The sequence below is a fragment of the Streptomyces sp. NPDC004266 genome, assembly GCF_042874095.1.
Classification (GTDB): Bacteria; Actinomycetota; Actinomycetes; order Streptomycetales; family Streptomycetaceae; genus Streptomyces.
Genome location: NZ_JBIAMM010000006.1, coordinates 337,489 through 360,178 on the forward strand (window position 1 = coordinate 337,489; position 22,690 = coordinate 360,178).

14 protein-coding genes are annotated in these 22,690 nt (G+C 69.0%); 2 read left to right on the forward strand and 12 right to left on the reverse strand.

What is annotated here, in order from left to right; all coding sequences use genetic code 11:
* Positions 1-311: 311 nt before the first annotated feature.
* On the reverse strand, positions 312-764 hold the full coding sequence (locus ACFYUZ_RS17615) for a hypothetical protein (protein WP_389310076.1): 453 nt from the start codon (positions 762-764) through the stop codon (positions 312-314).
* 32 nt (positions 765-796) lie between these two features.
* Positions 797-1,078 (reverse strand): restriction endonuclease fold toxin-2 domain-containing protein, encoded by a 282-nt coding sequence (locus ACFYUZ_RS17620; protein ID WP_389310079.1) that lies wholly within the window; start codon positions 1,076-1,078, stop codon positions 797-799.
* Between the two features lie 202 nt (positions 1,079-1,280).
* Between ACFYUZ_RS17620 and ACFYUZ_RS17625 the strand changes: the two genes are divergently transcribed.
* The gene (locus tag ACFYUZ_RS17625; RefSeq protein ID WP_389310081.1) at positions 1,281-1,808 is read left to right on the forward strand and encodes a DUF2398 family protein; all 528 of its coding nucleotides are present in this window, start codon (positions 1,281-1,283) and stop codon (positions 1,806-1,808) included.
* Between the two features lie 450 nt (positions 1,809-2,258).
* Here the strand turns inward: ACFYUZ_RS17625 and lepB are convergent, their stop codons facing one another.
* The 3 genes from lepB to ACFYUZ_RS17640 form a co-directional block, all read right to left on the reverse strand.
* Entirely contained in the window at positions 2,259-2,918 is a 660-nt protein-coding gene (gene lepB / locus ACFYUZ_RS17630) for a signal peptidase I (protein ID WP_389310084.1), read from the reverse strand.
* A gap of 15 nt (positions 2,919-2,933) precedes the next feature.
* Positions 2,934-3,449 carry an SMI1/KNR4 family protein gene (locus ACFYUZ_RS17635; protein WP_389310087.1) on the reverse strand — a complete coding sequence of 172 codons (516 nt, stop codon included), beginning with the start codon at positions 3,447-3,449 and terminating at the stop codon, positions 2,934-2,936.
* Positions 3,450-3,534: 85 nt separating this feature from the next.
* Entirely contained in the window at positions 3,535-12,234 is an 8,700-nt protein-coding gene (locus ACFYUZ_RS17640) for a DNRLRE domain-containing protein (protein ID WP_389310089.1), read from the reverse strand.
* A 332-nt stretch (positions 12,235-12,566) separates the two neighbouring features.
* Between ACFYUZ_RS17640 and ACFYUZ_RS17645 the strand changes: the two genes are divergently transcribed.
* Positions 12,567-13,007: an MmpS family transport accessory protein gene (locus tag ACFYUZ_RS17645; protein WP_389310092.1), complete on the forward strand. Its 441-nt coding sequence runs from the start codon at positions 12,567-12,569 to the stop codon at positions 13,005-13,007.
* A gap of 276 nt (positions 13,008-13,283) precedes the next feature.
* Here ACFYUZ_RS17645 and ACFYUZ_RS17650 read toward each other — a convergent pair whose 3' ends face one another.
* The 7 genes from ACFYUZ_RS17650 to ACFYUZ_RS17680 form a co-directional block, all read right to left on the reverse strand.
* The gene (locus ACFYUZ_RS17650; protein ID WP_389310094.1) at positions 13,284-14,534 is read right to left on the reverse strand and encodes a recombinase family protein; all 1,251 of its coding nucleotides are present in this window, start codon (positions 14,532-14,534) and stop codon (positions 13,284-13,286) included.
* An 84-nt stretch (positions 14,535-14,618) separates the two neighbouring features.
* Positions 14,619-15,041: a YjbQ family protein gene (locus tag ACFYUZ_RS17655; RefSeq protein WP_389310097.1), complete on the reverse strand. Its 423-nt coding sequence runs from the start codon at positions 15,039-15,041 to the stop codon at positions 14,619-14,621.
* Between the two features lie 68 nt (positions 15,042-15,109).
* Entirely contained in the window at positions 15,110-18,046 is a 2,937-nt protein-coding gene (locus ACFYUZ_RS17660; protein ID WP_389310100.1) for a type 2 lanthipeptide synthetase LanM family protein, read from the reverse strand.
* Positions 18,047-18,229: 183 nt separating this feature from the next.
* Positions 18,230-18,433, reverse strand: a complete 204-nt coding sequence (locus ACFYUZ_RS17665; protein WP_389310102.1) for a DUF6229 family protein — start codon at positions 18,431-18,433, stop codon at positions 18,230-18,232.
* A 616-nt stretch (positions 18,434-19,049) separates the two neighbouring features.
* Positions 19,050-20,219 (reverse strand): agmatine/peptidylarginine deiminase, encoded by a 1,170-nt coding sequence (locus ACFYUZ_RS17670; protein ID WP_389310104.1) that lies wholly within the window; start codon positions 20,217-20,219, stop codon positions 19,050-19,052.
* Positions 20,220-20,278: 59 nt separating this feature from the next.
* Positions 20,279-21,730 carry a purine-cytosine permease family protein gene (locus ACFYUZ_RS17675; protein WP_389310107.1) on the reverse strand — a complete coding sequence of 484 codons (1,452 nt, stop codon included), beginning with the start codon at positions 21,728-21,730 and terminating at the stop codon, positions 20,279-20,281.
* 195 nt (positions 21,731-21,925) lie between these two features.
* Positions 21,926-22,669: an agmatine deiminase family protein gene (locus tag ACFYUZ_RS17680; RefSeq protein ID WP_389310109.1), complete on the reverse strand. Its 744-nt coding sequence runs from the start codon at positions 22,667-22,669 to the stop codon at positions 21,926-21,928.
* Between the last annotated feature and the right edge of the window lie 21 nt (positions 22,670-22,690).

The window sequence follows — 22,690 nt, forward strand, 5'->3', positions numbered from 1 at the left end:
TCTCGACCGGCTCGATCAGCCCGGGAAGCTCAACCGCACCCGCCGTTGCGGATTGTCCTTGTTGGTGCCCGACAACCTCCGTTAGGACAACCCAGCCTGTCCCTACTGCACGGCGCACTGACCCAGTCGCTGAACTTCAGCAAGCCGGCGATCTTGTCGGCGCTCGGCGCAACCGGTTTCCATGGCGCCACCTGCGGACCTCAGCAGGCTTGTCGGTCAGTGGCGCCGCGCGTCGGACAGTGCGGCAGCAGCTTGTCCAGGCCCTTCGCACGTCGCTCATGTGGCCGTGATCCCCGTGGGCACGCCCGCTGTCAGTCCAGCTCCAGCCCGCCGGTGGCTTCGAGATGAGCGAGGAAAGCGGCCACCAGGCGGGGGCGGGGAACGTGGGGGACGAGCGCGTCGGGCAGGTCGGCTTCCAGGCCCCACTCCGTGTTGAAGGTGATGCCGCTGCCGTCCGGGACGATGCTGCCCCACAGCCACTGGACGAACTCCGCTGCGGCAAGTGCCGTGCAGTCCTCGATGGCGATGCCTTCCGGGGACAGCTTGGCCGTGCCCTCCAGCTCCTCCTCGCCGAACGTGATGCCGAAATGCATGACGGACCCGCGGACGGGTCCCTCGTCCCCCTCATCGATACGGATGAACGTGTCCGTCTTGCGTTCACGCAGCCTGGTCTCGATCCCCTCGTAGGTCAGGCCCCAGGTGGAACCCTCGGCGGGCCCGAAGACGTACACAGTGCGGAGTTCGGCCAGTTCGGACGCGTCCACGCGCTCGCTCCCTCATCGTGTGCTGCCGTTGGTCAGGGTGCGTACCGGGCGTAGCCCTTGACGCCGTAGGCCGCCATCATCACGCGCCAGTAGGCAACGAAATCAGCGTGGTTGGTGACCGTATCCACACCGCGCATCTCCTTGTTGCGCGGGTCGTTGAGAGCGGCGTCGTACTTCATCAACTCTTTGCGGTCCTTGTCGTACAGGAAGTCCTTCTTGCCGGACTGGTGGTTCGCGCGGAGTTCGTCGAGCGAGCGGTAGCACGGCTTGTTCGGCTTGTTCGGCTTGTTGACGTACTTGGCCTCGATCGCCATACCGTCTCGGTTCCGGAAGCCGTCGACCATCAGCGTGCTGTGGGGCTGATGCCGGGCGGAAGCGGGGCGAGGAAGGGTGGCAAGGATGGAAGCGGTGCGTCTTGCACTCGACCGACGGCGACCTGCTGCTGGACGACCTGGAACTGGACGTCGGCCGCGCCTCCTCCAACCCTGCCGACGGCGATGCGGAGGTGAGCGTGTCATGACCCTCCCTTCGGCACACGACGTCGCGCTGGCCGCCGGGCGCCGCTGCGCCGCCCGGCTGCTGCTCGCCCACCCGCTGGTCACCTCGGACGGGCCGCACTCCGAGCTCTTCCCGCTGATCCGCAGGCATGCCGACTGGCTGGGAAAGCGGTTCCAGCAGGTGCTCGGCTACCGCCTGATGGTCGACAGCTCCTACACCCGGTTGTTCAAGGCGGGGCTGGGGACAGACGCCGGCCACCGTATGAAGCGCTCCACCGGCACCTCCCTCACCCCGCACACGTACGCCTGCCTCACGGTGGCCCTGTCCGTGCTGGTGACGGCGCCCGAACAACTGCTGCTGTCACAGCTGGTGGCTGATGTCAGGGCCGCCGCGGCCGACGCGGGCATCGAGCCGGAGGAGACAGGGAGGGCAGCGCGAACCGGCCGGTGCCCGGTTCTCCGTGGCCCTCAGAGGACACCGGTCCTTAGCGGCCCTCGCGGAATCCAGCGGAACGAGAGCAGAGATCATCGCGGCTTCACATTGTGATCACTACCACATCCTCATGGATCAGGCCCGCCGTGCAGCACCGGGGCGCAGGCCCGCAGGTGGTACCGAGTGCAACCAGCGGTCGACAGTGGAACGCACGTCGACGGCTGAGGGCCGGGGGCCCTTGGTCATCGGAGGCCGACGCCGGGCGGAGGGGGGCGAAACCCCTCTTTGCTGGAGCGGCCCGCAACTGACACCGCCGGGCACGCCTTCGGAACGTGAGGGTCTCCACGAGCGATCGCCCCAGACCGACACCGGGGGCCGGCTCACCCGCCGCTTGACCCGGTCGGCAAGCTCCATGGCGAGACCGCCGAGGCTGCCGAGAAGACCGAACAACGCTGTCGCAGGATCCTCGGTCTGGCCCACCACCTGCCCCGAAAGCCGGAAAGGTCCGCCGACTCCGTCGGCGGACCCTCCCGCAAGATCCAGGCCAAGCCACGGACCGTGTCGTTACCACTGCGCCAGGGAACGCCGCCTGTTCACGTACCCCCAGATTCCCAGTCCGATCCCGACCAGTGCGAGCAGGGCTCCGCAGGCCACCAGTGCCGACAGCGCCGGCGGCACGGCCCATTCCGTTCGGACACGACCGCGCACGTCGGAGGCCGCGACGCTGCCCGACTGCTCGTCGAGGAAGTAGCGCGAGTCGTTCGCGGCCGGCCGGTTGTCGCCCAGCAGGAACAAACGCCCTTCCGGCACGGTCACGTCGTACGGCGGGCCCGCCGAACCGAACGGGTCACGCATCACGTACGGCTCGTCGATCCGCTCGCCGTTCACCGCGACCCGCACGCCGTCGCGGGACTCCACGTGGTCCCCGCCCAGGCCGATCACCCGCTGCAGGACCGGCGCGTTCCCGTACCGTCCGGGCACACCGACGAGGACGACGTCGCCCCGGCGTATCTCCCCTTCACCGACCCGCGTGACGGTCAGCTGCTCGCCAGGACCGTACGTGGGTCGCATCGCGTCGCCCCTGACAGTGATCCGCTCGCCTTCCAGGCCACCGCCGCGCACGATGCCTCCGACGGCGCCCAGCACCAGGACCACCCCCAGAGGAACCAGCACCCATGCGGCGATTCTCAGTCCGCGGCCCGCGCTCTGCTGCTGCGTCGACACGCTCCCCGCCTCCCGTCAGCTGCCGTCGGCCCCGGGGCCCGGCCGGAACGTCGGGTCGAGCCCGTGCCGAGCGATGCCGAACGGTTGGAAATCCTTGTCCGCCAGGACCCTGTAGAGGAATTCCGACGTCGACATGTCGTACTCGCACCACTCGCCGGCTTCGCCCCGGGCGAGGACGGGATATGCACCGGGCTGTTGCGCGTCGACAAGCCAGCAGTATTCAGTGCCCCATTCCGACGAGGCCCATTTGATGTACCCCTTTCCGCCCGGCGTGTACTCCTGGTACTGACCGCTTTCCGCAGGAAGAGGCGGAAGGGGCGCCTGCCACGGCAGGAGGAAATTGAAACGAAAACCCTCCGTCCTGCCGTAAAAGGCGACGGAGTCGCAGAAGGTTCCCCCGCCGAAGCCTTCACACAGTTGCTTGAAGTCCGGCGGCAGAGGAACACGAAGCTCCTCCTCCACCGCCGCCCAGTCGACGGAGTGCGCCGACGGCTCCCAGCCGGTGAATTCGAGTAGACGTTGCACCCACATGTAAGGACCTTTCACAGAAGGGCGAGGTGCAGGCGGACATCAGGTTCGATGTCCGCCTGCACCTCCGGTGATCCAGCTTACCGACCTACGGCTTGAGCCCCGTCGGTGTGTTCCAGATCGTGATGGGCTCGCTTGGCATTTCTCCCGTGTCCAGGTTCTGCCACTTGATGGTCAGGCTGTCGGGGACGGCGTTCTTCCCCGTGTAGTTGGCGGTCACCTCGTAGTAGACCGTCTGCCCCTTGGCCACCATGGCGGCGACCTGGTTCTCGTACGCCGCCATCACCCTCTGATTGGGCGTGGCGTACAGGCTGACGAGATTCCGCATCTCGGTACCGCTACCACCCAGCTGGTTTCCCAGCAGGTGACCGCGGTTCATGTCCTCACCGGGCTTGAAACCAGGGGTCACGGTCTCGGGGAAGTTCCGCATGGGCCGCGGAACCTGAGTTCCCTGGATCATGGACTGGGGATTTCCCTTGACGGTCTTGTTCTCTCCGCTCTCCCAGCTGAAGTCACCGGCGTTCAGGCAGGCCCGCGCTCCCTGCGCCCGGTCGTACTTGTCGAGAGCCTGATAGAAGACCACGCTTTCGTCGTCTTCGCAGTAGTCCTGCCCGAACGGGAAGAGCGTGTCTCCCCCGACCCAGTCCCACTGCCCGTCGGGCTCGACGAGCCGTCCCTTGCTGCGGTCGCCCGTGTACTCGGACTCGTACCCGTTGGGGGCGGTCTCGTTGTACCAGCCGATTCCCGTGAGGAAGGTGTCGACGACGGTCTTCCAGCCACCCCCCGCCTTCTTCACACCGCCGGTGGCGACGTCCCCGATCGTGTCGAGGACGTCGTCGCACCAGTCACAGCCGAATATGTGGCCGTCCAGCTCGACGAAGCTCGTGGGGTTTCCGCCGGTGAAGGCGTAGCGGTTTCCGGTGTACGGATCGGAACCGAGCCCCATGTCCGCGAGGGCACCGTTGTACATGTCCCGGCTGGTGAACCGGTTGAGACCGGGGTTGTAGTCCCGGAAGCCCATGTCGTAGGTGCCGGCGTGGGAGTCCCACCGCTTCGAGTTGTAGCGGTAGGGGTTGTAGGTCTCCTTGGTCGGGTCGCCGGCGTCGGGCTTGTCGATGCCGGTGAACTCGGACTCGTCGTCCGACCCGTAGGCGGTGTAGCCGTAGGTGGCCTTGGAGTTGCCGTCCTTGTCGGTCAGCGTCTCGACGTCGGTGTGCGAGTTGTAGCCGTAGTAGCCGTCCTCGCTGGTGCCGTCGGTGTTGTGCTTGACCTGCGAAAGACGCTCGCCCCACGGACTGTACTGGTACGACTTCGTCAGCTCGCCGACGACCTCTTCACTGAGCACCTCGGACGACAGACCGAGGTAGGTGAAGTCGGTGGTCTTGCCGTCGGCCGTCTTGGACGCCGTGCGGTCGAGCGGGTCGAAGGTGTACGTGGTGGACTTCAGCGAGCCCGCGTCGTCCCTCTTCTGGGACTCGACGACATGGTCGAAGCCGTCGTACACCGAGCGTTCGAGGACCTGGCCACCGCCGGTGACGGACTCCTGACGGCCGAACGGGTCGTAGTTGTACGTGGCCGCCGAACCGCCGACGGTCGCGGAGACCAGCCGGTTGCGGTCGTAGGTGTACGTCGTGGACGTGCCCTTGACCGTCTGGCTGACGACGTTCGCGTTGTCGTCGTGGACGTACGTCTCGGTGCCCGCACCGTTGCCGGTCTTGACCGACTTGGCGAGCCGGTTCGCGGGGTCGTAGGTGTAGTCGGTGGTCGACTCGAGATAGGCCGAGCTGCTGTCGGCGTTCATCTTCTTCGCGACGTCCTGCGCCTTGTTCCCGTTGGGGTCGTAGGCGTAGGTGTGCGAGGAGACGAGGGTGCCGTTCGGCTTCTTCTCGACGCTCGTCCTGACGGCACCGTTGAGGTAGTAGGTGTAATCGACCGTGTTCTTGTTGTTCTTGGTCTCCTGGAGCTTCAGGCCACGGTCGGTGTACGTGTACGAGGTCACCTTCGGCGAGGCGTCCGTGGACGACTTGCCGACCGATGCCGTCCTGACCAGATCCCGAAGGTCGTAGGTGTACTTGGAGAACTGGTCGGGGTGGGTGATGGTCTCCGGCTTGCCGTTGGCGTCGTACGTGTACGACGTGGATTTCTTCTCCGTCCCGGCGAGCGCTTCGGTGACCTTGGTGACCTGGTTCAGGCCGCTGTAGACCATGGTGTAGGCGTCGACCCTGGCGCCCGACGAGGTGTCGTCGATCGAGGTCAGGTTGCCGTTCACGTCGTAGGCGTAGGCGAAGGACTTCTTCTCGGAGTCGGTCTCGCCGGACGTGTCACGCACCAGCTTCACACCGTCGGCGACCACGATGCCGCCGCTGTTCTGGTCGAGCTTCAGCTTGGCGTCGTTGCCCTGCTTGAGGGTGTACGCGCCGAGCTGCACCCAGGTGCCGGTGGCGGCGTTCTGGTCCTTGGTCACCGCGGGATGCGTGGTGGCACCCTGCGACAGCGTGTACCTCGCCGTGGTCGCGGCACCCGTCACCTTCGGGTACTTCACGTACGCGGTGTACGTGCCGTCCTTGGGAACGTTGAGCGTCCACGTGAAGGCGTCCGTGCCCGTACCGGCCGCGTGCGTGCGGTGGTCGTAGCCCTGCTGCCCGGCGATGTCGCCCACGGCCCACGTACCCGTGGCCGAGGTGTGCTGGCTGTCGGAGTTGTCCACCAGGACCACCGACTTGCCCACCGGCACGCCGTCGTCCGCCTTGGACTTGAGCTTGCCGTCGGGGTAGTACGACCAGGTCATCGTGCGGTCGGAGGAGCCGCCCGCCGACGTCAGCGTGCGGGCCTTCTGCTGCCCGAGCTCGGTGTAGTCGTACGTGGTCGTGATGTCCCACGGATCGGTGGACTTCCGCGTCCAGCCGTTGTCGAAGTACTCGATGACCGTGTCGTTGCGGACCGTCTGGCCCTCCGACGGGGGCATCGACCTCTTCGTCACGCGGCCCACGGCGTCGTACACGGTCTGCGTGTAGACGTTGGGGTCGTTGTAGCGCGGGTCCGCCGGGTCGTACGGCTGGTACTGCTTGACCGGACGGTTCAGCGCGTCGTACTCGGTGCGCGAGGTGAAGTCGTCGGCGGTGGCCGTGGCCGCACCACGGGGGGAGACGACCTTGGTGGTGTTGCCGACCTGGTCGTACTCGTACTGGGTCTTGCGGAACGTGGTCCCCTCGTAGGGGGTCCGGACCTCCTTCCGCTGCCCTCGCTCGTCGTAGTCGACGTAGGTGATGTTGCCCTCGGCGTCCTTGGTCTGGATGACCAGGGAGTCCTTGTCGTAGGTCGTCGTGACGGACTTGCCGACGGGGTCCGTGACCGTGGTGACCCGGTGGTTCAGGTCGTAGGCGGTCTTGGACAGGTAGTCGGTCGTGTCCGCGGTGGCGTTCCGCTTCGGATCGACGATCCGGACGACGTTGCCGACGTTGTCGTACTCGTACGAGATCTTCTGCTGCGCGGAGTTCACCACGGCGGTCAGCTGGTAGATCTCGTCGAACGTGTTGGTGACTACGTGGTCGGTGGCATCGCCCGTGGTGAGCACGCCCTTGGGCTCGGTCCTCGTCCGGAGATTGCCGACCCGGTCGTAGGTGTAGACCGTCTTCCGCTCTGCGGAGGTGGCCGTGTCCTTCGGCACGGTGTCCGAGGTGATCTGGTCGGCCGCGTCGAAGACCGCGGTCGAGACGGCGCCGTTCGGCGCGGTCGCCTTGGTGACGTTGTCGTTGGCGTCGTACTCGGGCGCCGACAACGTGATCAGGTCTCCGGCGGCCTGGTCCTTCGGCACGACCTTGGTCAGCGGACGTCCGAAGGTGTCGTACGTCTGCGTGGTCTTGGTGCCCAGCGCGTCGGTGGTCTCGAGGACCTGACCGCGCTCGTCGTAGACGAACGACGAAATCTTGCCCAACGCGTCGGTGATCTTGGCCGGGTAGCCCGTCGGACCGAACTCGCTGTTGGTCGTCGGGTTGCCGTTGGCGTCGATCGCCTTGGTCAGCTGACCGTACGCGTCGTATGCGTACGTGGTGGTGTAGTCGCCCGCCGTCGCGGTCGCGACGCCCTTGGGGTCGGTGACCGTCTTCAGGTTGCCGAACGAGTCATAGCCGAACTGCCACGTGCGGCCCTCGGGCGAGGTCTTGGTGAACAGGTCGGCGGAGAAGCCGTCCAGGCGGGTCTGGTAGCTGTACTGCTGCGAGTTCGCCGGGTACGTGCCCGGGGCACAGTCCGAGGACGGCGGGACACCGCCCTTGTTGCTCTCCGCGTCGCGCGACCAGAGGGGGTAGCCCGTCTTCTGGTCGTAGCAGTACGCGGCCTTGGCCCCGTTGGCCTCCTCCACGTACGTGACGTTGTTGTCGGCGTCCCACGACATCTCGGCGACCTGGGACTTGGCGTTGGTCGTCTGGACCGGGCGGCCGAAGTCGTCCGTCACGTAGTCCGTGGCGTGTGCCTCGGCGTCGGTGACCTTGGTGTCGGTGAACGCGGGATTCGCCGTGTTCGCCTTGTACGCGAAGCCGGTGAGGAAGCCGAGACGGTCGGTGATCGTCTTGGTCCACCAGTGGTACTTCGGGTCGTCACCGGCCTGCGGCGCGTAGTACGCGAACTGCGTACTGCTCCCGCGGGGGTCGGTGGCCTTGACCAGCTTGACGTTCTTGTTGCCCTGCGTGGCGTCGTAGGTGAACTTGAACACCTTCGGCTGCGTCGAGCCCACGCCGTCGGTGAACTGCCCGAGCAGGCCCTTGGCGGTGTAGTGGAACTCAATCTTCCGACCGGAGACGTCGGTCACCGAGCGGACGTGGTCGTAGATCTTCGAGTTGTTCAGCGCACCGGCGTCGGTGGTGAGTACGCCGGAGTCATTGACGTACTGGTAGCCGGACTGGCCCTTGGTCCAGTAGTCGACGGTGAGGGTCTGTCGGCCGGCCGGGTCGGTGATGTACCTGAGGAACTTGGTCGGCTTGTTGTTGGACTTTCGCTCCTCGTAGGTGAACGTCTGCGTGTTGCCGTTCTTGTCGACGGTGGACGTCAGGTAGCCGTCGCAGCCGAAGAGGAACCGCGTGCCGTCCGGTCGGGTGAGCGTCCAGGCTTCGGGGATCGGGTCCTTGGTGGGCTTGCAGTCCAGGCCGGCCTTCATGGTGGCCTTGTAGTGGACGCCCGCGGGGGCCTTCCAGGTGCCGTCGGCCTGCTTGCGGAAGACGTGCGTGGTGCCGTCGCCGTCGGGGAGGCGGATCTCGGTCGGGTTGGGGTTGGGGTGGAAGTCCAGCGGCGCGCCGAGCCGGATGGGGCCCGAGAGCTGGAACGACCAGCCGTGGCCGGCGACCGTGTCCGAGGTGTCCTGGCTGTTGTAGGCGAAGCGGGCGAATGTGCTCAGTCCGCGGCCGGGGTTGGTGATCGCGTTGTACTGCCAAACGCCGTTGCCGGAGGCCAGGTTGTTCATGAAGTTCGAACCGGCACCGGTGTTCTTGCCGGTGTAGGAGTAGAACTTCTCCATGCCCAGCGTGTTGGAGGTGGGGTCCTCCACCGCGACGTTCTGCTTCAGCGAGGGGATGCCGCCGGTGCCGACGGACAGCCAGGTGCCGTCGGCGACCTTCTTGATGTCCCAGCCGAGCACGTACTCGGTGCGCTTGTTGCCCTCATCGGAGTTGATGGGGGTCTTGACCTGTGCCTGGATCGTCGTCGACTTGCCCGGCAGCAGGGCCGGGATCGCGGTGGACAGCTGGTTGCCACCCGTGGTGACGTCCGTGCCGTCGGGCAGCTTCCAGGTGTACGAGAGCACCCGTTCGCCGGCCGCCCACGCCGTGGACGTGGTGTTGGTGACCGTGAACTCGACCGTGTACTGCGAGTTCGGCGTCATACGGGCCGGGGTGGTCGGCGCGTAGTAGGTGTCCTCGGTGGTCGCGTCGACGTAGATGACCTGCATGTACGGCCGCAGCTGGGGGTCGGAGGCCTCGGCCGACAGGAACAGGGTGCGTTCCTGCGGGCCGGTGGTGGTCTCGTCCTTCAGCTTGACCAGGACGCCCTTGTTGTTGGCGGGGGTGCGCACCCAGGACTGCATGAGTCCGGTGGCGTCCCACCAGTGGCGGCCGACCTCGTCGGTGATCTGCGGGACGGTGTCGGAGACGGTGGCGGAGAAGTCACCGCCGGCGGTGGTCCACGGGGTCGTCGAGGCGGCGTTGTTCCACGTGGCCTGGGTCTCGGTGAAGTCCCGGGTCAGGGAGTGGAGTTCGTAGATCGCGCCGTTGGTGGTGCTGGTGGTCTCCGCGCCCCACATGTACATCTTGTTCTCCAGCACCGTGGCGGTGGTGGGGATGGATGTGGTGGGGAACTTCAGGACCGCGCGGGTCTTGCCGTAGGTGCCGGAGTTGTTGCCGACGCTGAGCCAGGTCTGGGCCTTGCCGGATACCAGACCGTCGTGGTTGACGGTCGGCTGCAGCGAGGAGAGCGTGGTGTCGGTCTGGCCCGCCTGGATGATCTTCATCGTCCGGCCGGCCTTGGGGATGCCCACGATGCGGGTCGGCGACCCGAGGAGCTGGCCGTTCTTTGTCTTGACCGCGAGCTGGTAGTAGTACGACTTCCCGATCTCGCTGGAGGAGGAGTCGGGGGTCGGTACCGCCGTGGTGTCCGTGTACGCGGTCGTGCCCGCCGGGATCGGCGCGATCAGCGTCGCCGCGGAGGGGGTGAAGACCTGCTGCGTGGAGCGGTGCAGCTGGTACTCCACGATGTCCAGACCGGTGTCACCGCTGCCGTTGGCGTACGCGGGCCAGGAGAGTTCCGGGCCGGTGGAGTGGACCACGGTCGGTGAGTTCAGCGAGGTGCCGACCGCCCCGTAGGTCACCGTCAGGCGCGGGTAGGTGGAGGTCTCGTCGCCGTAGGCGTTGCCGTCGGCCGCCTCGTAGCGCGGGCCGCCGGTCGGCGCGGTGCCCGATTCGTCCTTGGCCTTGAGCACGAAGCCGTGGTTGGCCGCCGTGCCGGAGACCCACTTCTGGACCGTGTCGGCGACCGGGAAGTCGTGCCACTTGTTGTAGTCCCAGGCGGCCTTGGTGATCTCGGCCGGGTTCACCAGCCGCACCGAGTCGGCCAGCGCCCGGGTCGTGGAGGAGCCGGTGTCACCGAGGACGATCTTTCCGGTGTTGCCCTTGGCGAAGCTCAGCTCCGCCGCGTCCAGGGTCTTCCAGACGCCACCGGTGCCGGTCTGGTTGACCGTGTAGTTCTTGGTGCCGCCGTTGTGGGTGACCGTGTACGGGGCGGCCGTGGCCGCGTCCGCCGCGGCCGGGTAGTGCACGTCCACCCGGTACGTGTCGGTCTCCGGGACCCTCGGCTGCCAGGCGTACGACTCGCCCGTGAGCGCGTTCTTGTTGGAGGCGTAGTCGTCGTTGGTCGCCGCACCGCCGGTCGTGGTGCCCTTCGGCCACTCGCCGACCGCCGCCGTACCGGCGTCGCCGTCGTCCAGCTGCACGGTGGTGCCGGACAGTTCGCCCACCAGCGCGCTGGTGTTGGACCAGGTCGCGGGCGTCGCGCCCGCCTCGCTCCAGGCCCCGGTGGCCCGGTGCGCCTCGAGGGCGACCGCGTTGGCGTTGGTGGTGTGTGACTGGTCGTAGTACAGACTCAGCCGGGCCGCGTCGACCTTCACTCCCGCCGGGATCTCGTCCAGGGGGAACTTGATCAGCGAACGGGAGATGCCGGTGTCGGTCTTGCCGACCGACAGCTTCCAGGTGTTGTTGAAGTTCACCCCGGGCTGGTCCGAGAGGACCATCGTGTCCTCGGAGTCCGAGGCGATCGGCGTGATCGTGATCGTCGGGTCGATGACGACCGGGTACTGGCGTTCCTTCGCCGCGAGCCACGTGGCATCGGGCGTGAGGGTCAGCTTCCAGCCCTTGCCGTCGGCGTCCCGGACCAGCTTCTGGGCGACCTCGGTGCTGTACGTACCGCCGGTAACCGACTGCGGATCCTTCTTGGCATCCGTCATGTACGGAGCCGGGATCACCATGACCGGGGTGCCCGGGGCCTCGCCGAAGAAGGCGATCGAGCCGTCCTTGCGGGTCTTGGGAGTCAGGCCGCCCTCGGTGTCCAGGGTGAAGGTGAACGACACCGGACCGGCCGGGCGTTCGGCCAGGACGATGTCCTCCTTCACCTGACCGTTGCCGACCCGGTACGACAGGTCCGCGCCGGCGACGGCGTCCTTGTAGAGGACCCGGTCGCCCTTCGCCTCCGGCTTGAGCGCGCCGGCGCCGGACAGGCCGAACGTGACCGCCCCGCCGCTCTCGGCCTCGAAGCGCATGAACCGGCCGGCGTCGGAGCCGAACCAGCTCTTGCCGGTGTTCGCCGTGTTGGCGAAGTCGAAGCCCTTGTCCTGGGTGGTGCGGACCGTGGTCTCGACCGGCTTCCAGGACTTCCCGGACCGGTACGACGTCGGCACCGCCGTCAGCTCGGCCTCGACCCGGCCGTCCGACAGCTGCCAGAAGCGTGCCTGTGACGTGCGTCGGCCGGTCAGCTCCTTGACCCGCTTGGCCTTCGGGAGCTTCTCGCCCTTCGGGAGCTTCTCCCGGCTGGGTATCTCCAGGTTCCCGCCGGCCGGGGGCTTCGTCCCGCCCTCCTCGTCCGAGAACCAGCCCGCGATCGTGTCGAAGACGCCCGTGTCGTCATCGTTCTTCGCCGGTGATTGCGGAGCCGCATAGGCGACCTGCGGCAATAGCGAGCCCGCTATCGCCGACACGACTAGACAGGAGAGATATCTCCTGTACGGAACTTTCACTTCAATACCTTTCGGCATCGACGCACCCGTATCGCGGCACGCGAAAAGGGCACGCCGAACGAGCCGGCGCGGAGGTTTCCGGCCAGCTTGGCGCAATGTGGAGTGATCACATGGAAGATGCGAACCATGAGGTCACGGGCGCTGCAGCGGGCTTTCTAACCACTCTCGCGAGGCCCGGTCAACCCCCAAGACATAAAGGGCAATCGGCGAGTCGGAGGGGGTATGGTTCGCCCGATTCTTCCGCTCACTCGCGCTCGGCCGGCGGTGTGGTGTATAACCACCCGGTTCATCTGCCGACCAAGCGAAAGCCGGGCTCTCTCATGTCGTCCAACGAAATTACGGAAAGCGCGGTGCTAGAGGAGAAAGGAAACGAGAGCACGGGGGGCTCGCCGGACCGGCTGGGGTTCCTGATCGGCGGCATCGCCCTGCTCGCCTGCTTCGGACTCGTCGGCTACGGCATCCTCGACACCGACGAGCAGCCGAAGCCGCGCGCCGCGCCGACGGCCGAGGTGACGTACGAGGTCACGGGAACGGGGACCGTCGAGATCTCGTATCTCGCCCGGAACGAGGCCGGTACGGCCACGGTCGAGAAGGCCGTCACCCTTCCGTGGACGAAATCGGTTCAGGTACCCCTCGGCAAGGCCCCGACGATCGCCCTCGTGCTTGACGGGAAGGGCGGACAGGCATCCTGCGCACTGGCGATCCGCGGCAAGCACGTCCAGCGCGCCACCGCCATGGGCAAGTTCGGGCGTGCCACGTGCACCGGCGAGCTGCCCGAGGGTGATGGGTGACGCTCGCCGCCTCCGATATCAGTGTGTGGACCAAGGGTCAGGCCGGCCACTCCGACTGGGACAGATGCCGAGAACACCGTCACCCTGACCCGGAAGTCCAGCAGGATCTCCTTACAGGCCTGCACGTCTGGAGCGTTCGTCCACCGGTCCGCCACGGTCTCTCCGGTGGGGCGCTGGACCATGTCGGGCGGTCGCTGCGGTTCGTTCTCCAGCTCCCGGAGCTCGCGGGAGAGCTCGCTGTACCGTTCTCGGTACCACTGAGCGTCGTCGGGAGCGTCATAGAGGCCGGCCTCGCGGTCGCTGCGCAGCCGCTGCCGGCCGGCCTCGACGTCGGCGATGCGGTCGGCGACGCCGTTGCCGGAGTCGTAGACCGTCTCCATGATCGCGCCGTGCCCGAACTTCTCCAGGAACCACGCCTCGACCAGGGCGTCCAGGTTGGCGACGCGCATGTTGGGAGCCGGACGGCAGTGCTGCGCGTTCCTCCAGCCCTTGTTCCGGACAGTGCAGGCGTAACGAGGCGGGGCATCGGCGGATGTCTGGGTGGAGAGACGGTTGTGGCACTGGCCGCACACGGCCACTTCCGTCAGGGAGGTACGGCCTGTTGGACTTGCGGCCCCGGAACGGGGTGTCACGAGCGCGGAGGGCCTCCTTCAGCGCGTTGTGCGTGGTGCGGTTCCACAGCCCCTCGCACAGACGCACCGGTTTCCCTGCCCGATCGATGACGGGCTTGCCCTGGTGGACGAGGTAGCCCATGGCCGCCTCGGACAGCAGCATGTTGCGCAAACTTGTGGGATACCAGGGCCGGCCAGTCGCCACCTTGCCGTACATGACGGCGAGGTGGTCGACCGGCGCCGGCTCCCCCAGCCGGTTGAGGCGAGCGGCCTCGCTGCTGGGCGACACGTTCTCAGGATCGGCCCGGATACGGCCGGCGACGGTTCGCAGGACCTCGGCCGCGTGAGGATGCAGCTCGACACGCTCGAACCGGCCGTTGGGCACGGTGCGGACATACCGGAAGCCGTAGGAGGGCTTGCCCTTGGGCCGGCCAGCCGCGCGTATCTTCTTGGTGGCGTCACGGTTGCGCCGCTGGATGGCGCGCAGTTCCATCTGCGCGCCCCACGCCTCCATCGTGAAGCGGTTCTCGTCGTTCGGGTCGTCGAGGTTCCAGACGCCCTCGTGTCCGTAGGAGACGAGGAGCTTGCCCTCGTCGCGCATCTTGTAGCCGGTGTTCAAGCAGTCGACCACGTTGCGGCCGAGCCGGTCGACGGCGGCGGCGACGAGTCCGTCGTACTTGCCCCGCTCGTCGCGGAGCCACGGGCCGAGCTTCGGGCGGGTGATCGGATCGGTGGCGCCGGAGACCTCCCAGTCGTCCGCCCAGTCGATGATGTGGCCGCCGACGGCCGCGGCAGCCGTCAGCACGTCCTCCCGCTGTCGCTCCGGCGAGGTCGTGGCAGCCTTGACCCGCGACAGTCGGCGTACGCCGAGCAGGCACTTTCCGCAACCGTCGTACGGCCGCTCGGCTTCGTTCATGGTGGTACCGCGCATCTTTCTCCCGTTTCGCCGGAGCGTAGGGAGAATCGGCGGCCACACCCAGGACGATCTTGATCGCCCCGATCAGCCCAGGAAACTCAACCGCACTTGACGGTTGGCATTGTCTTTATTGGTGTCCACCAGGCACACCGACTGCCAGGTGCCCAGTGCCAGTTCGCCGCCGATCACGGGGATCGTCGCGTGGGGCGGAACGATGGCCGGCATCACGTGGTCACGGCCGTGTCCCGGGCTTCCGTGGCGGTGCTGCCAGCGTTCGTCCGCGGGGAGGAGCTGGTGCAGGGCGGCCAGAAGGTCACTGTCGCTGCCCGCACCCGTTTCGATCAACGCCACGCCCGTGGTCGCGTGCGGCGCGAAGACGTTCAGGAGCCCGTCTCTGCCCTGTGCCACCTCGGCCAGGAAAGAGGAGCACTCCCGGGTCAGGTCGTAGACCGTCTCCGCTGTCCCCGTGGCGATGTCAAGGGTACGGGTCTCGAATCCATGGCTCATGCCCCCATGGTGGGCGGGCGGAGCCTCCCGCTCAAACTTCACACGCGGAGGACGCGCCAGCGCCCGGGTCACGGTCCGGGAGGAAGAGGCGGGTCGGGTGGGGACGGAGACCGGTCGGGGTGCTCTCCTTCCGCCGGGTGCCTCCCGCGCGAAGCTCCGGTCGGCCCCGGGCCCGGGGGGAGGGCCAGGAGGAGCGGAGAGCTCAGCCGGGCGTCCGGGTGCATCCGCAGGAGGTGGTGGACCACCCCGGACAGGCCCGGGAGCAGCCCCGGTGCGAACGCCTCCTTGGCGAGGCCGCCGACCGGGCCGCGCTGCTCGATGCCGGTGAGCAGCTCCGCGTCGGCCTCCGCGGCGGACGGCCCCTCGTACCCCTGCAGACCGCGCAGGCGGTGGAGGACCTCCCAGAGTCCGAGGTCGCCGTGGCAGAGGGTGTGGCTCCAGCCGAAGCCCTCGCGCAGGCCGGCCGGCCCCGAGCGGAGCGCGGTGTCCAGATGGCGCGGGTCGCCGGTCCGCTCGTGGAGGTCGACGGCGGCCAGGCCTATGCCCGTGCTGCCGTGGCACCACGCCGTGGGGTGGTCGATCTCCCCTCCGACCCGCGCGTCGGCCCAGGCGCGTTCCCCGGGCGAGTACAGGGACTCCTCGAAGTCATGCGCCAGGGAGCCGAGTTCGTGCCACCGGCGCCGGTCGGCCGTGCTCCCGGCCGTGGAGAGGGCGAGCCTGGTGAGCGCCCAGCCGGCGCCGGTGGCGCCATGGGCGAATCCGCCGATGCCCTCCGGGAACATCACCGTGGACCATCGGGCTCCGCGGTCGTCGACGACCGCGGTCCGTTCCAGCCGCCGTCCGGCTTCGGCCGCGACGTCCACCCACCTCGCCCGGCCGGTGAGTTCGGCGAGGCCGAGGAGGGGGACGATCACTCCGGCCGCACCGCTGAGCACGTCGAGCGCCCGGTCCTCGGCGATGAGCTCCGGGGTCAGCAGCGCGGCCCTGGCGCGGGCGCGGTCGAGCAGTCCGGGCGTCCCGAGGACGCGGTGCAGGGCCGCCCAGGTCCACACCTGCGAGGCGATTCCGGTGAATCCGCCGAGCTGGCGGGTGGGGGTGGTGTCCTCGGTGGCGGCCAGCACCTCCAGCGCGCCGGCCAGCACGGACTCGGCGCCCGCCACCGGGTCGGCCCGCCCCGCCCGCTGCTCCCGCAGGTACTCCGCGAGGGCGAGGGCGACGCCGCCCTGGCCGGTGTAGAGGTCCGCGCCGAGCGGGCGGACCGCCCAGCCGTAGTCCGTGAGCACCGGGCTGATCCAGGTCGCGGTGGCGTCGGTGCCGCGCACGGCCGCCGCGCAGATCGTCTCCACGGCCGCGGCCGCCAGTGCCCGGCGGCGCCGGTCCAGGTCCTCGGCGCGCGGGGACCGGGCGGGCGTGCGCACCCGGTCGGGGAGCTGCCGTTCGTTCAGGTAGGCACCGACCAGCGCGCTGCGGATGGTGTCACGCTCACGGGTGAGGTCCGCCTGCCGCCACCCGGCCAGGAAGGCGGCCGGCCGCTGTCCGTCCACCCGGTCGCCGAAGACGGGCACGTCGCCGATCAGCAGGTCCGCGATCTCCCCGTCGATCACCGCGGGGTCGCGGGGTGCGCCCGGGGCGGCGAGGGCGTTGCGGTGGAGGATGTCGCGGGCCCGCGCCAGGGCGGTGTCGGGGTCGTGCAGCGAGGCCGGGTGCCAGAGCATCCTGCCGATGTCCGTGTACGTCTGCGTGGGGCGTCGGATCCTGCGGACCCGGCATCCGTCGAACACCTTCATCAGCGTGCCGAGTTCACCGGTCGCGTCGAGCTCCGCCAGCGCGCCGGTGAGCCCGTCGAAACCGGTCAGCACCTGGTCCCAGTGGCGGATCAGCACCGGCTCGGGGCTGGGGTGGTTGCGGGCAGGAGGCAGGTCCACCACACCGATCTCCATGCGGGCGGTGTCCAGCCCTCCGTCCGCGATGACCGGGACCCGGATCCGCGGCTGCTGGCCGGGCAGACCGCCCGCGGCCGAGAGGTCCACCCCGGCGAGGGCGTAGCCGTCGGTGCGGAGCGGCAGGATGCCGGTGCGCAGCACGGTGTTGCGGATCGTCCGGGCCGCCCGGTCCACGGCGTCGCCGCGCCCGCTCGGCGGCACCTCGACATCGGGCGTGAACAGGGCCTCGGCGTCGACCACGGCGGGCACCGGGCCGTGGGCCACCAGGTTCTCGGCGTGCAGGTCGGTCCCGCCGAGGAGTCGCATCACCGCCAGCCATCCGCCCAGGGCGCGGTAGAAGCGGGCGAGTTCCGCCTCGTCCCGGCAGTAGCGGTGGCCGAGGTGCTCGGCCCAGCCGTATCCGTCCCGGACCACCACCCTCGGCACCCCGAGGTCCTCGGCGCCGGGGACGGCGGCGAGGAAGGTGCGCAGCGCGGCGTCCACCTCCACCGGCCGCGGCTTGTACATGACGCTGCCCGTCTCGAAGAGCACCCGGGCCACCGCCCGCCCCCCGTGGTGCGTGTCCCCGCGGGCGAGCTCCAGGGCGCGCAGGGGGCCCGGATCGTCGCCGAGCAGGCGGGCGACGGCCTCCCGGTCCGCGGCGAGCCGTGTGCCCAGTTCCAGCGCGCCCTCGATCAGGAGGCGCCCGGAGGCGAAGGCCCGTTCGCGCAGCGCCGGGTACCGCCGGTGCAGGGTCTCGGCGAATTCGGGGGCGGAGGCGTGCCGGAGGAAGGCGCTCCAGCGGGCGGCCGGGTCCGCACCGGGCAGTTCGCCGGCCAGGGCGGCGGCCCTCAGTTCCAGCAGGAGGACGCGGTTGAGCCGGAGCTGGAGGGTGTGGCCGAGGGCCTCGCGGGTCGCCTCGCGCAGGACCGCCCGCTCGTCGGCGGCCAGCCCGGCGACCTTCGGGATCCGTTCTCCCAGCTCCGCGAACAGCGGGCTCGCGAAGGCGTCCACCGGTGCCGCGAACCAGCCCTCGGGCGGCGTTCCGTCGGCCGGGCGGGCCGCTGCCACCGGTTCCACCATGCTGAGTCCTCTCCTGACGACTGGTGCGCGTGATCTGGCCTGAGGTGGTGGCGCGTCGCCGCGGGCCGGACGCGTCCGGGCGGCATCGTGCGGGGTCCGGCCGTGCCGGACCGGGGCGGCTCCGCGGGCCGGGGAACCCGTGCGGGCTCCCCGGGTGTCACGTGCGGTGCCGTACGGGGTGCGTCAGCAGCAGTAGCTGTGCCACGAGCCGGTACAGCTGCTGCACCCGGTGAGCAGCGCCTCGGTGGCGTCGGTCAGCGCGGCCTCTCCGGCCGCGCCGCCCACGTAGAGCGGTCCGGCCGGGTTGTCGGCGCCGAAGGCCGTCTCGGCGCCCTGGAGCCAGGCGGTGACGATCTCGTCGGTACGGGTGGTGGACATGACGGGCATGCGGTTCCTCCTACGAATCGCCGGGGTTGCGCGGAGCTACAGAATCCACCGGAGGATGTCCGTCCGAGACCTGCCAGAACCGGTCAATCTTCAGCCGGGCGTTGGGCCGTGTCCGGCCCGGCCCGGAAGCCGTCGCCCCGCTGCCGGCCCCGTGTCCGCCGGCCGCCGCGCCGGAGCCCGGGCCGAGGTGGGCGACGGTGGCCGCCCCGGACGGCCGGGTCCGGCGACCGCGCCCGGACGGAGACGCGGCGGACGGCGACCGCGCCCGTCAAGTGGGGCGGTCCGCCCACATCCGGCCATGCGCCGTCCGCCATGCGAACGCCTCGTGCCGCACCGCGAGACCGCGCCGAGGCGTTCGTCACGGGCGGCCCGCCCGGTGTTCGACCGGCGTTCGACCGGCTTCGGCGCGCGAGTCCGCCGTTCGTCGTCCCGTGCGCGAACCCGTCGTCCGTCGTTGCGTGAGCGAGTCCCTCATCCGTTCGGACCGCGCTCGACCCCCGCGTCGACGATCCGGTGCGGGACGGCGACGTCGCCGAGGACCTGTGCGTACGATCGAGGTCCGCCGTCGGCCGCTCGGAACGGCCCGGGCCCCGCGGGCGGGACCCGGGCCCGTGGTTCAGCGGTTGGGCTCCTGCATGGTGACGCAGTGGGCGCCGCCGCCGCCGTTGCCGTAGAGGTTGTCGAGGTTGAGCTGGACGACGGGGCGGCCGTAGGCGGCGGCGATGGCCGACTTGGCCGCCGCGTCCTTGGCAGTGTCGCCGAACTGGGTGGTGATGATCGCCTGGTTGGTCACCGTCCAGTTCATGTAGGAGCTGAGGAAGTCGGCCCGCTTGCCCGCCTGGACGCGGGGCAGGGTGTCGGGTCCTTCGATGGTGAGGACCTGGAGCCGGCGGCCCCTGGCGTCGGTCGCGGCGACCAGGGTGTCGCGGATGGCCCGGGCGTTGGCGGTCCAGACGTCAGGGCGTACGGCACCGGCCAGCTGCACCATGACCACGCCGGGTCTGATGTAGCGGGCGGTCCCGTCGATGTGGCCGTCGGTGACGTCCTGTCCGGTGACGCCGGGCAGCCAGATCATCTTCGACGCGCCGAACCGGGACAGCAGTTCCGCCTCGACCTGGCTCCGCGGCCTGCCGGGGTTGCGGTTGGCGTTCAGCCAGCAGCTCTCGGTGGCCATCAGGGTGCCGTCGCCGTCGTACTCCACGCCGCCGCCCTCGCCGACCACGGACGCCTTCGCGAACGGGGCGCCGCTGTAGGCGGCGACCTTCGGCGCGACCGTGCGGTCCTTGTCGTAGGCGGAGGCGGGGAGGCCGTAGAAGGTCGTGGCGTTCTCGCCCCAGGCGTTGAAGTTCAGGCCGAAGGCGTCGAGGCCGCCCGCCCCGTCGACGCGGAACAGCGGGCCGGTGTCCCGCATCCAGCAGTCCGAGACCGGAATCGAGCTGATCACGGTGACCGTGGATCCGCACAGGGTCCTGGCCTGCGAGGCGGCGGACGAGCCGTCCGCACACATGATGACCGGCTCGTACTTGGCGACCTCCTTGGCGAGCTTGGCGATGTCGGCCTGGATCTTGGACAGCAGGTTGCCCCAGATCGTGTAGCTGGACGGCCAGGCCATCCAGGTCCGCTTGTGCGACTCGTCCTCGCCGGGGACCCTCCAGGAGGCGGCCATGGCGGGCTGGATCCCGCCGAGGACGGGTCCGGCCGCCAGGGCGGCCGCGGCCGCTCCGGTTCGGGCCAGGAGGGTTCTGCGGCTGATGCCCGGTCGTTCGCCGTCGTGCTCTGTCTTCACGTGGTGCTCCTTCTCTCAAAGGTTCTGTACGTGCGGGCGCGGGTTGCTCTGCGGGTCGCTCAGTGGAGTGGCTCCAGCAGTCCCTCCTCCCGGACCATCCGGCGTTCGGTGGCCAGGTCGAGACTTCGGGCGAAGGCCCGGTAGAGGCCTCCGGCCACCGGCAGGCCGACGAGGACCGAGCAGTCGACGCCGCCGAGGCGCTCCGCGACGGGCCCGACGAAGAGGCCGGTGATGACCATGAACGGGGCCATGCAGGCCAGTCCGATCAGGTAGGCGAGGTTTCCGCGCCAGCCCCACCGGCCGTAGATCCCGTGCGGGTTGAAGATCTCCTTGACGGCGTACTGGCCGCGCCGGACGAAGAAGAAGTCGACCAGGTTGATGGCCGTCCACGGGATGAACAGGTACGTCAGGACCACCACCACGTTGGCGAAGAACCAGTTGAACTGGTCGATGCCGACGAGGGTGGAGACCGTCCCGACGGCGGCCAGCATGATCCCGATCGTGGCGACCCGGATGGTCCGGGTCGGCTTGACCGGCCGGAACGAGTCGACGATGGAGATCATCGTGAGGCTGCCGCCGTACTGGTTGATCGCCATGATGGAGAGCAGCCCGACCAGCAGCACGACGACCGCGACCGTGCCGAACCCGCCGAACAGCCGGTCGGCCGAGAGCTTCAGGGCGGTGACCGGGTCCGTGCCCTCGGGGGCGCCGGCCGAGACCACGGCACCGAGGACGAAGACCCAGATCCCGGAGACCGCGCTGGGCAGGTAGGTCCACCAGAAGGTGCTGCGCACGGGGACGTCGGGTCTGAGGTAGCGCGAGTAGTCCGAGACGTACGGTGCCCAGCCCAGCTGGAAGCCGGCGACGAAGACGAACACGAGCATGAACGGCGCGAGCTCGAACGGCCCGGCGTTCCAGACGCCGTCCGGCAGCCCTCCGCCGAACAGGGCGGCCGCGGTGACGGCCGCGGTGATCACGACGAAGGGCCAGGTGAGCCACTTGTTGATCTTGTGGATCCAGTCGTATCCGAAGAGGGCGATCACGGTCGCCACCGCGGCGGCGAGGAGATAGCCGAGGGTGTTGGGCATTCCGGTGAGCAGGTTCACGGCCTGGCCGGACAGCAGGGCGTCGGACGTGTTGAAGGCCACGTAGTTGACCAGGGCGAACACCCACACGGTGAGCGCGGCACCCAGATAGCCGAACTGCGGCCGTGACTGTACGAGTTGGGGCAGTCCCAGCTGCGGCCCCTGGGCCGAGTGGAACGCCATGAAGAAGGTGCCGAAGAGCGAGCCGAGAACGGTGGCGGTCACCGTCCACACGAGGGAGGCCCCCATGGACAGCGTCACGACGCCGGTCGCCAGACCGGTGAGGTTGAGGCTGCCGACGAACCAGATGGCCCCGACGCTGGACGGTTTGCCGTGCCGTTCCGAGAGGGGCACCCAGTCGATCGAGTGCTGCTCGATCCCTGCGGCGGGGGCGGGATCATACGTCGGCGGGTCAACTGACCCCATGTGGGCTCCTGTTCACGGGTGCTTCCACGAATCCGCCCGGCGCCCGGAAATCCGCGGCGCCGTTCGGGTGCGCCCACCGTAGGGATTGACTCAAATTTCAGTCAATGACTTGGAGGAGCGAATTGACTAAAATTTCAGCGGGCGACGAGCTGCTCCGGCTTCCGGCCTGCTCCGCGGCGGGCGAGAACGTCGTTCTCAGGCGGCGGGCTGCTGCTGGGTGACGCAGTGGATGCCGCCGCCGCCCGTGCCGAGGCGGTCGATGTCGAGCTGCTCGACGTACCGGTCGGGGTAAAGGCGTCGCAGCGGCGCCCGGGCCGCCTCGTCCGCCCTCCGGTCCCCGAACCGGGCGGAGACGACGGCGTCGTTGCAGAGGTAGAGGTGGGCGTAGGAGGCGAGGAAGTCCCGGTCGGTGGAGCGGATCTTGCCGTACTCGGGGCCCTGGAGGCGCATCACGTCCATGGCTCGGCCGGTGGCGGTCGTCGAGGCGGTCAGGGTGCCGTACTGCCGGCGGGCGTCGCGGGCGTAGGCGTCGGTGCGGAAGACGGGGCCCGTGTCGCGCATCCAGCAGTCGTCGACGGGGATGGAGCTGATGACGGTGACGGTGGAGCCGCACATCTGACGGGCTTTCGCCGCGCTGCCGGAGTTGGCGCACATCACGACCGGCTCGTACCCGGCGATGGTACGGGCGATCAGGGCGATGTCCGCCTGGACGCCGTTCAGCCTGCCGCCCCAGATCGCGGTGCTGTCGGGCCAGGCCATCCAGGTGCGGGTGTGGCGGACGTCCTCGACCGGGACCCGGAAGGCCCCCGCGGCGGCACCCGCCCGTTCGGGGAGGGTCGTCGCGAGCGCGGCGCCGACGGCGGTCGCTCCGGCGGTGACGAGAAAGCCACGCCGGTTCAGGCCTCGGTGCGCATGCCGGCCGGCGGTGTGTTCGTTCAAGGTCGATCTCCTGTGTCGGCG